Raw genomic sequence first — 3,038 nt, 5'->3', positions numbered from 1 at the left:
AACGAAAACTTTTATGCTAGTTCTAACATTTATATTTTTGATAGGTTTGGAAAATTCATCACTCAAATTAATCCAAGAGGAGATGGTTGGGATGGTTTATTTAAAGGAAGGCAATTACCCGCAACCGATTACTGGTTCTCAGTTGAATTAGTTGATGCCATTGGAAATATAAGAATTAGAAAAGGGCATTTTAGCTTAATTAGAAGGTAATTTTATTTTGAACCTGAGTTCGACGTAATGTTAAATGCAAATAACTAATTATCAGAAATTTTAATGTATAATCATTGCAAATTTCACCATCAATATACAGATTGTCACAGTCATACCTCCTTCGCAATGACGCAAACATTACGTCATTACGATGCGCGATAGCAACGAAGTAATCTTTTTCGTTGTAGTTCTTCATGAGATTGCTTCCTTTCAGTCGAAAGGACACAAACAGCTGATATTCATATATTAATATTCTCGTTTATATCGAACTTTGGTTTTGAAGAACATTTCTACAAAAACAATATAAATTAGTTTATTTTTGCAACATGCAATTCAAATTAGAATCAAATTTTAAACCAACCGGTGACCAACCTGAAGCAATAAAGCAGCTTGTAAGTGGTATAAAATCAAATGAAAAATATCAAACTTTACTTGGTGTAACTGGATCTGGAAAAACATTTACGGTTGCTAATTTAATTCAAGAAGTTCAAAAACCAACCTTAGTTTTAGCGCATAATAAAACGCTGGCTGCACAATTGTATTCTGAATTTAAACAGTTTTATCCCAACAATGCTGTAGAATATTTTGTTTCCTATTACGATTACTATCAACCTGAAGCTTATTTACCAACTACAGGAACTTATATTGAAAAGGATTTATCTATTAATGAGGATATTGAAAAATTACGTATTAGTGCTTCATCTGCCCTACTTTCAGGCAGAAGAGATGTTATTATTGTTGCTTCGGTTTCTTGTATTTACGGTATTGGAAATCCAGTTGAATTCAAAAAAAATATCATTTCTATTGAAGTAAATGAAGAAATTTCTCGTACCAAATTTTTACATCAATTAGTTACAAGTTTATATTCTAGAACAGAAACTGAGATTTCTAGCGGAACTTTTAAAGTGAAAGGTGACACCATTACTGTTTACCCTTCATACGGTGAACATGCCTATAGAATTCATTTCTTCGGTGATGAAATTGAAGAAATGGAAAGTTTTGATGTGACTAATAATCAAGTTGTTGAAAAATTTGAGCAATTAAATATATATCCTGCAAACCTATTTGTTACTTCTCCTGATGTGTTGCAAAATGCAATTCATGCAATTCAGGAAGATTTAATGAAACAATACGATTATTATAAAGAAATTGGTAAGCATTTAGAAGCAAAACGTTTAAAAGAACGTACTGAATTTGATTTAGAAATGATTCGTGAATTGGGTTATTGCAGTGGAATTGAAAATTATTCGCGCTACTTAGATGGTCGTGAACCAGGAAGTAGACCTTTTTGCTTATTAGATTATTTCCCAGACGATTATTTAATGATTATTGATGAAAGTCATGTTACGGTCCCACAAGTTCATGCAATGTATGGTGGAGACAGATCACGTAAAGTAAATTTAGTTGAATACGGTTTTAGATTGCCTGCAGCAATGGATAACCGTCCTTTAAAATTTGAAGAATTTGAAGAAATTCAGAATCAAGTTATTTTTGTGAGTGCCACCCCTGCAGATTACGAATTACAAAAAACGGAAGGTGTTTTTGTTGAACAAGTAATTAGACCAACCGGTTTATTAGATCCTGAAATAGAGGTTCGACCAAGTATCAATCAGATTGATGATTTAATTGAAGAGATTCAAGTTAGAGTAGAATTAGATGAACGAACTTTGGTAACTACACTTACCAAACGAATGGCTGAAGAGTTGACAAAATATTTGAGTAGAATTCAAATTCGTTGTCGCTATATTCACTCAGATGTTGATACGTTAGAACGTGTTGAAATTATGGCTGATTTACGAAAAGGAGTCTTTGATGTTTTAATTGGCGTAAACTTATTACGTGAAGGATTAGATTTACCTGAGGTTTCTTTAGTTGCTATTTTAGATGCTGACAAAGAAGGTTTTTTACGTTCACATCGTTCACTTACACAAACCATTGGGAGAGCTGCAAGAAACGTAAAAGGAAAAGCCATTATGTATGCTGATAAAATTACAAAAAGTATGCAATTGACTATTGATGAAACTGAAAGAAGAAGAGAAAAACAAATTGCCTACAATACTGCAAACAACATTACGCCTACCCAAATTATTAAAAGTATTGAAAATACGTTGGCTAAAAATACAGGCTCATCTTACCATTATGATGCGACTGCAAATATGGCTGCCGAAGAAGAATTAGCTTATTTAACGAAACCTGAAATTGAAAAGCGCATTCGTGAAAAACGAAAACATATGGAAGAAGCTGCTAAGGCACTAGATTTTATTGTTGCTGCTAAACTTCGTGATGAAATTAAAATGTTGAAAGAAAAAGTGTAAAATTATTACTTTTTAAGTGTTATTATATTTTTGCAATTTTCTACTTTTTGTCACACTGAGCTTGTCGAAGTGTTTATTTAATACAGTTATCAATCTTTACTTCTACTGCCCTCTTTATAGGTAGTAATCCCTTTTTTAAGTAATCGCTTTATAAACACCGACGGTTGAAAATTTAAATGATATTTTGAAATGCTTCGTTTTGGATTAAGATTTAAAGGGTCTTCTTCTGCCTTACATTTAAACCCTAATTTAAACTTACCAATATTTTCAAGGTCAACTGTTTTACCTTCTTGTAAATGAAATTGCAACTTTTCACCTAACGCAAATAATACTGCATAAACATCCGTAGGACTTAAAGTACTTTCCATACTAATTTCCTTACTTAACCTTCTAGAATCTATAGTACCTGTAGAAACAGACTGCATAATATAATTACTTTCTTTAGCGGGGTTTATGTTATTTGTTCGCTTGGTAATTCTGTAACGTATGGCCATCGTATTCTTTTATGTATTA

At 32.0% G+C, this 3,038-nt stretch carries 3 protein-coding genes; 2 read left to right on the top strand and 1 reads right to left on the bottom strand.

The features are described 5' to 3' along the window. A partial coding sequence (locus Q0352_RS02190; protein ID WP_299522908.1) for a T9SS type B sorting domain-containing protein occupies positions 1–210 on the top strand: 210 nt, incomplete at its 5' end. Positions 211–536: 326 nt separating this feature from the next. Further along, positions 537–2,525, top strand: a complete 1,989-nt coding sequence (gene uvrB, locus Q0352_RS02185) for an excinuclease ABC subunit UvrB (RefSeq protein ID WP_299522905.1) — start codon at positions 537–539, stop codon at positions 2,523–2,525. An 89-nt stretch (positions 2,526–2,614) separates the two neighbouring features. Here the strand turns inward: uvrB and Q0352_RS02180 are convergent, their stop codons facing one another. Next, positions 2,615–3,019: an HU family DNA-binding protein gene (locus Q0352_RS02180; RefSeq protein ID WP_299522902.1), complete on the bottom strand. Its 405-nt coding sequence runs from the start codon at positions 3,017–3,019 to the stop codon at positions 2,615–2,617. Positions 3,020–3,038: the final 19 nt, after the last annotated feature.

The organism is uncultured Lutibacter sp., from assembly GCF_937891065.1.
Taxonomy (GTDB): Bacteria; Bacteroidota; Bacteroidia; order Flavobacteriales; family Flavobacteriaceae; genus Lutibacter.
This window is presented reverse-complemented; position numbering and strand designations above follow the sequence as displayed.